Below are 6,747 nucleotides of genomic sequence, written 5' to 3'. Positions count from 1 at the left end.
GGCGGAGCGTCCGGAGCCGGTGGCGGCGGAGCGTCCGGGGCCGGTGGCGGCGGAGCGTCCGGGGCCGGGCCGGCGGCCGGCGCGTTGGGGTCGAAGCCCACCGCTTCCGGGTCCGCGTGCGCAGTCGCCGATGGGATGGTCACGAGCGTGCCCGTGACCGCGGCAAGAATGAGCGTCTTTCGGACGTTCTTCAAGTTTGTTCCTTTCGCGGTGCGCGCGCCAAAGCAAGCCCACGGGAGTGGGCTGAAGCTGTCTGGTTGATGCCTGCTTTGAAACGTGCCGTCTGGGTCAGGCACGGCAGCGGCGGGCCAAGTCTGCCCGGCGGGTGTTACCCACCGACCACGGTCGGGCTTTCGCCGTCCGTGGCGCCGCTCGCACGCGGGTCCGTGGATTCAATTATTTGATTACTTTTCCGTAACCCGTTGTGGGCTAACAGGGACCGTAGAAGACCCCGGCGCATTCGTCATCTTCGGAAATCGGATATCTCGTTTCGGTAACGGACGGATCACGCCGCGGCATCTCGTCCATTTGTGCAGGTCATCACGGCGTTTTCCGAATCGGCGCTCGGGCGGAATCGCCAAACAAATGGTGAGCCGAATCACCTGCGTTTTGTGAGCTGGCACACGTTATTTGCCGCGCTGCCCCCGATTGGCCAGTGCTTCAAGGGATCCGAATGTCCCGACCGCAAACCAGCGTAGAGTACCGCAAGTCGCGCGTGCCGCAGGGCGCCCCGCGCGGGCCGGCGGTCAAGGATACCGAATGAGATCGACTCCTACTGTGCGCCAGCACAATTCGATTGCTACGATCGGCGCACGACCGAGCATGCCGACTAGCGCGCCCGACGTATTGGCTTGCTCGACAACTGTTTTCACCAATCAAGTACGGCTGCAATAGTTTTCGAGCGACACTGACCAAAGCGAAGGCCCTCCCATCGGCACCGGACGCCTGGTGCCGGCCAACCGGGTGACACCATCCGACAGGGGCGTGCGATTTCAAAAGTCGATTTTGCTGAAATGCCTAGACCACTAGGGAAGGCCTGGACATGGCGTGCCCGCCAGAACCGCCAGAAGCAAAAGAGTGGTGCTCCAAATCGCCACTGCCACAACAGATCACGATGCCCAGCCAGGGAAATGTTCCGGATCGACGCCGCCCATGGCATACCGATATTACGCGGCGCTATTTGAGAAATATCGCAATAACGAATGTCGCCGTTACGGGGCGCGATCAATAGCGTCGAATTGCCGAACACGCAGAGCCCGCCGGCGCGATCGGCCGGGGGCTGCGCCGTCAGCCTCGCGACTGTGCCAGGGCGAGCAGGTCGCTCTCCGTGTTGACGTTGGCCAGGAAGCGCGATTCCGGCAGCACGATCTGCTGGGCGTCCGAGGCGTCGATCAGGGCACGCATGGAACGGGCGCCGCCGGCGACCAGGCCGTCGATCCGCCCGGCCAGATCGGTGCGGTACACCGCGGCCAGATAGTGGCTGCGGCCGTCCCACGGCAACACGATCTCGGCGTTGGTCTCGGTGGCCAGCTGCACCAGTTCGTCGATCAATTCCGCAGACAGCAACGGCATGTCGACGGCGCAGACAAAGGCATACCGGGCGCCCGCCTCCGCGGCCGCCCGCAGCCCGCGCCCGGTCGCCGGCAGCGGCCCCTGGCCGCGCACCTCGTCGCGGATGACCTGGGCCTGCACCGCGGGCAACGGTTGACCCGGCGCGGCCATCACGAAAACCGGCTCGCAGCGCTGCGCGAGGACCCCCGCAACGTATTCGAGGAGCGTGGCGGCGCCGCCGGGGCCGGGCAGGGTGGCCTTGTCGCGGCCCATGCGGCGTGATTCGCCGCCGGCCAGCACGATCCCCGCCAGCGGCCCGGCCTTTTTCTCCGTGTCGGGCATCTGGTCGCCCACGTCAGTCGACGGTCCAGGTGTCGCGCCCACGCAGCAGCGATTGCAGCGCGGCGGAGTCGAACGCCTTCGCCGACTGGGCCGCCTGCACCTGGGCGCGAGCGGCGTCGTCGTAGGTGGGCCGGCTGATGTTGCGGAAGATACCCAGCACGGTGTGATCGAGGTTCTGGTCCGACAACCGGGACAGGGCGAAGGCGTAGGCCGAGTTGTCGCTGTGCGCGTCGTGCACCACGATCTCGTCGACCGACACGTCGGCCGTCTTGGCCACCTCCAGGCCGAAGCCCGACTTCACCACGCAGTATTCGCCGTTGGCGCCGAACACAATTGGCTCGCCGTGGCGGACGTTGATGACCCGCTCCTCGGCGCCTTCCTTGCGCAGCGCATCGAACGAGCCGTCGTTGAAGATCGGGCAGTCCTGCAGGATCTCGACCACGGCGGCGCCCCGGTGGCCGGCGGCGGCGCGCAGCACCTCGGTCAGCCCGTTGCGGTCGGAGTCCAGCGCGCGGCCGACGAAGGTCGCCTCGGCGCCCAGCGCCAGCGACACCGGGTTGAACGGGTGGTCCAGCGATCCCATCGGGGTCGACTTGGTGACCTTGCCGACCTCCGAAGTCGGCGAGTACTGACCCTTGGTCAGACCGTAGATCCGGTTGTTGAACAGCAGGATGGTGATGTTGACGTTGCGGCGCAGCGCGTGGATCAGGTGGTTACCCCCGATCGACAACGCGTCCCCGTCACCCGTGACCACCCACACCGAGAGGTCCTCGCGGGCCAGCGCCAAACCGGTGGCGATGGCCGGTGCGCGGCCGTGGATCGAGTGGAAACCGTAGGTTTCGAGGTAGTACGGGAACCGGCTCGAGCACCCGATGCCGCTGATGAACACGATGTTCTCGCGGCGCAGCCCGAGGTCGGGCAGGAAGTTGCGGATGGTGTTCAGGATGACGTAGTCCCCGCAGCCCGGGCACCAGCGGACCTCTTGGTCACTGGTGAAGTCCTTGGACTTCTGCGGCTGGTCCGTGGTGGGGACCCCATCGTTTTTGGTCAACTTCGCGGTCACACCGAGGTCTTTGCCAGCCAGGTTGCCGATCACGTCAGTCACGAGCGCCGCTCCTCCTCATCGCTTCGCTCTGCATTGTCGCGGCGCAAGTCACGAGCACCGCTCCTCATCGCTTCGCTCTGCATTGTCGCCGGCCGGAACCACGGAGCTCATGCGCCGGCTCCAACCGTTGCTGCCGCCATCTTGGCGACCATCGTCTTGTCGTTCTCCACCTCGGCCAGCGTCCCGCCCAGCGCGGCGCGGATGACGCGGCCGATCTCGTCGGCCAGGAAGGCGACACCCTGCACCTTGCTGACCGATTGCACGTCCACCAGGTACTTGCCCCGGAGCAGGAACGCCAGCTGACCCAGGTTCATTTCCGGCGCCACCACCTGCGGGTAGCGCCGCAGCACCTCACCCAGGTTGGCCGGGAAGGGGTTGAGGTAGCGCAGGTGGGCGTGCGCCACCTTGATGCCCTTGCGCCGCGCGCGCCGGCAGGCCTCACCGATCGGGCCGTACGAGCTGCCCCAGCCGATCAGCAGCAGCTCGGCGTCGCCGGTCGGGTCGTCGACCTCCAGATCGGGCACCGAGATCCCGTCGATCTTGGCCTGACGCAGCCGGACCATCAGGTCGTGGTTGACCGGCTCGTAGGAGATGTTGCCCGAGCCGTTCGCCGCTTCCAGCCCGCCGATGCGGTGCTCGAGGCCCGGGGTGCCGGGCACGGCGAATTGCCGCGCCAGCGTCTCCGGGTCACGCGCGTAGGGCTGGAACGGCTCGTCCGGCTTGGCGAAGGTGTGCGTGATGCGCTGCAGCGTGCTGACGTCCGGAATGCGCCAGGGCTCCGAGCCATTGGCGATCGCGCCGTCGGACAAGACGATCACCGGGGTGTGGTAGGACACCGCGATGCGCGCCGCCTCCAGGGCGGTCTCGAAGCAGTCCGACGGTGAGCGCGGGGCCAGCACCGCGACGGGCGACTCGCCGTTGCGGCCGAAGAGCGCCTGCAACAGGTCGGCCTGCTCGGTCTTGGTGGGCAGCCCGGTCGAGGGCCCGCCGCGCTGCACGTCGACAACGAGCAGCGGCAGCTCGGTCATCACGGCCAGCCCGAGCGCCTCCGACTTGAGCGAGATGCCCGGACCGGAGGTCGTGGTGACGCCCAGCGCGCCTCCGTAGGAGGCGCCGATGGCCGCGCAGATGCCGCCGATCTCGTCCTCGGCCTGGAAGGTGATGACGTTGAAGTTCTTGTGCTTGGACAGCTCGTGCAGGATGTCGGAGGCCGGCGTGATCGGGTAGCTGCCGAGCAGGACCGGGATGTCCGCCAGCTGGCCGGCCGCCACGATGCCGTACGCCAGGGCGGTGTTGCCCGAGATCTGGCGGTATTCGCCCGACGGCAGGGTCGCCCGGGACACCTCGTAGGTGGTGCCGAAGGCCTCGGTGGTTTCGCCGTAGTTCCAGCCCGCCTTCAGTGCCAGCACGTTGGTCTCGGCGACCTCGGGCTTGCGGGCGAACTTCTCCCGGATGAATTTCTCGCTGGTTTCGATCGGCCGCCCGTACATCCACGAGAGCAGGCCCAGCGCGAACATGTTCTTGGCACGCTGGCCGTCCTTCTTCGTGGCGCCGATCGTCTCGACCGCCCCGAGCGTCAGCGTGGTCATCGCGACGGAATGCACCACGTAGTCCGACAACTCGTCGGTCTCGAGCGGGTTGGTGACGTAGCCGACCTTGGTCAGGTTGCGCTTGGTGAATTCGTCGGAGTTCGCGATCACCATTCCACCGCGGGGCAGGTCACCGATATTGGCTTTGAGCGCAGCGGGATTCATCGCGACGAGGACGTCGGGCCGGTCGCCGGCGGTCAGGATGTCGTAGTCGGCGATCTGAATCTGGAAGGACGAAACGCCGGGCAGGGTTCCTGCAGGGGCGCGGATCTCGGCGGGATAGTTGGGCTGGGTGGCCAGGTCGTTGCCGAAAAGCGCTGCCTCGGACGTGAAGCGGTCACCGGTGAGCTGCATGCCGTCGCCGGAGTCCCCCGCGAAGCGAATGACGACTTGTTCGAGACGCTGACGGGCAGATCCGTTGCGGGAAGCCCCATTCTGTGAGTCTGATCCGGCTCCACTGCCGTTCGGATCCACGTCTTTGCCCTCCACTTTGTTCACCGGACAGACACTGCGCGCAAACTAGATTACGCCCGTGAAAGTGACTTTCCGGCCGTCTCGGTTTGATGTCACTGGAAGTATCAATTATGGCACTGATTTCCGGTCGCCATCGCCCTCCCCGAACCGTCATCTCAGCCGCGTCGGCAGCCAAAAGACGACGTCAGAGCTGTGCTACTGATCAGTAGCACAGCAAACTGTGGCGTTGGTCACGTCAACGCACGTCGCGCGGGCAGCAAAGGGCGTTAGGCGGTCGGTAAGTGGCGCCGCCGGGAAATGGACGGGCTTAGGCGCTCTTGTCCCGACGCTCGGAACGGGAAGGCTTGCGCGGCACGATCGTCGGCAACACGTTGTCCTGGACGGTCTCCTTGGTCACCACGACCTTGGCGACGTCGTCGCGGCTCGGGATGTCATACATCACCGGCAGCAGCACCTCTTCCATGATGGCCCGCAGGCCGCGGGCGCCGGTGCCGCGGTGAATCGCCTGGTCGGCGATCGCTTCCAGGGCGTCGTCGGTGAACTCGAGCTCCACGTTGTCCATCTCGAAGAGCCGGGTGTACTGCTTGACCAGCGCGTTCTTTGGCTCGGAGAGGATCTTGACCAGCGATTCACGGTCCAAGTTGGTGACCGAGGCGACCACCGGAAGCCGGCCGATGAACTCGGGGATCAGGCCGAACTTGATCAGGTCCTCGGGCATCACTTCGGCGAAGTGATCGGTGGTGTCGATCTCGGCCTTGGAGCGCACCTCGGCCCCGAAGCCCAGGCCGCGCTTGCCGACGCGCTCGTAGATGATCTTCTCCAGGCCAGCGAAGGCCCCGGCGACGATGAACAGCACGTTGGTGGTGTCGATCTGGATGAACTCTTGGTGCGGGTGCTTGCGACCGCCCTGCGGGGGAACCGAGGCCTGGGTGCCTTCCAGGATCTTCAGCAGGGCCTGCTGGACGCCCTCTCCGGAGACGTCGCGGGTGATCGACGGGTTTTCGCTCTTGCGGGCGATCTTGTCGACCTCGTCGATGTAGATGATGCCGGTCTCGGCACGCTTGACGTCGTAGTCGGCGGCCTGGATCAACTTGAGCAAGATGTTCTCGACGTCCTCACCGACGTAACCGGCTTCGGTGAGGGCGGTGGCGTCGGCGATCGCGAACGGGACGTTGAGCATCTTGGCGAGCGTCTGGGCCAGGTAGGTCTTGCCGCACCCGGTCGGCCCGAGCATCAAGATGTTGGACTTGGTCAGCTCGACCGGCTCGTGCCGCGAGTCGCGGCCCTTTTCACCGGCCTGGATCCGCTTGTAGTGGTTGTAGACCGCGACGGCGAGCGTCCGCTTGGCGGTGTCCTGCCCGATGACGTATCCCTCGAGGAACTCCCGGATCTCGATCGGCTTGGGGAGTTCATCAAGCTTTACGTCGTCGGCGTCGGCGAGCTCCTCTTCGATGATCTCGTTGCACAGATCGATGCATTCATCGCAGATGTACACGCCGGGACCAGCAATGAGCTTCTTGACCTGCTTCTGGCTCTTCCCGCAGAACGAGCACTTCAGCAGGTCACCGCCGTCTCCGATGCGCGCCATGGTGCTGAGGGCCTACTTCCTGTTCGCCGTTGGTCTTGCCTGTCCCCGCATGTATTCACCGACGCTACCCGTTTGTTCGGGCCCGACGCGACCATAAG

4 protein-coding genes and 1 pseudogene are annotated in these 6,747 nt (G+C 65.7%); all 5 read right to left on the bottom strand.

Annotated elements, in window-relative coordinates; genetic code table 11:
- A pseudogene (locus ACYQ8K_RS26610) lies at nt 1-194 on the bottom strand (transglycosylase family protein); the annotation flags it as partial.
- Nucleotides 195-1,287: 1,093 nt separating this feature from the next.
- Complete coding sequence (gene mobA / locus ACYQ8K_RS26605; protein ID WP_459973791.1) at nt 1,288-1,893, bottom strand: molybdenum cofactor guanylyltransferase; 606 nt, start codon at nt 1,891-1,893, stop codon at nt 1,288-1,290.
- Between the two features lie 13 nt (nt 1,894-1,906).
- Nucleotides 1,907-2,998 (bottom strand): 2-oxoacid:ferredoxin oxidoreductase subunit beta, encoded by a 1,092-nt coding sequence (locus tag ACYQ8K_RS26600; RefSeq protein WP_065030770.1) that lies wholly within the window; start codon nt 2,996-2,998, stop codon nt 1,907-1,909.
- 107 nt (nt 2,999-3,105) lie between these two features.
- Nucleotides 3,106-5,061 (bottom strand): 2-oxoacid:acceptor oxidoreductase subunit alpha, encoded by a 1,956-nt coding sequence (locus ACYQ8K_RS26595; protein WP_459973799.1) that lies wholly within the window; start codon nt 5,059-5,061, stop codon nt 3,106-3,108.
- A gap of 307 nt (nt 5,062-5,368) precedes the next feature.
- Nucleotides 5,369-6,649, bottom strand: coding sequence for an ATP-dependent Clp protease ATP-binding subunit ClpX (gene clpX / locus ACYQ8K_RS26590; protein WP_064953001.1), 1,281 nt, complete (start codon nt 6,647-6,649; stop codon nt 5,369-5,371).
- Between the last annotated feature and the right edge of the window lie 98 nt (nt 6,650-6,747).

The organism is Mycobacterium sp. MUNTM1, from assembly GCF_054660795.1.
Note: the sequence above shows the minus strand (reverse complement) of the source record. Positions and strands in the feature narration are given on the sequence as shown.

Coding starts and splice junctions, on each gene's coding strand:
- mobA (WP_459973791.1), bottom strand. CDS start 1,893: ATGCCCGACACGGAGAAAAAGGCCGGGCCGCTGGCGGGGATCGTGCTG.
- clpX (WP_064953001.1), bottom strand. CDS start 6,649: ATGGCGCGCATCGGAGACGGCGGTGACCTGCTGAAGTGCTCGTTCTGC.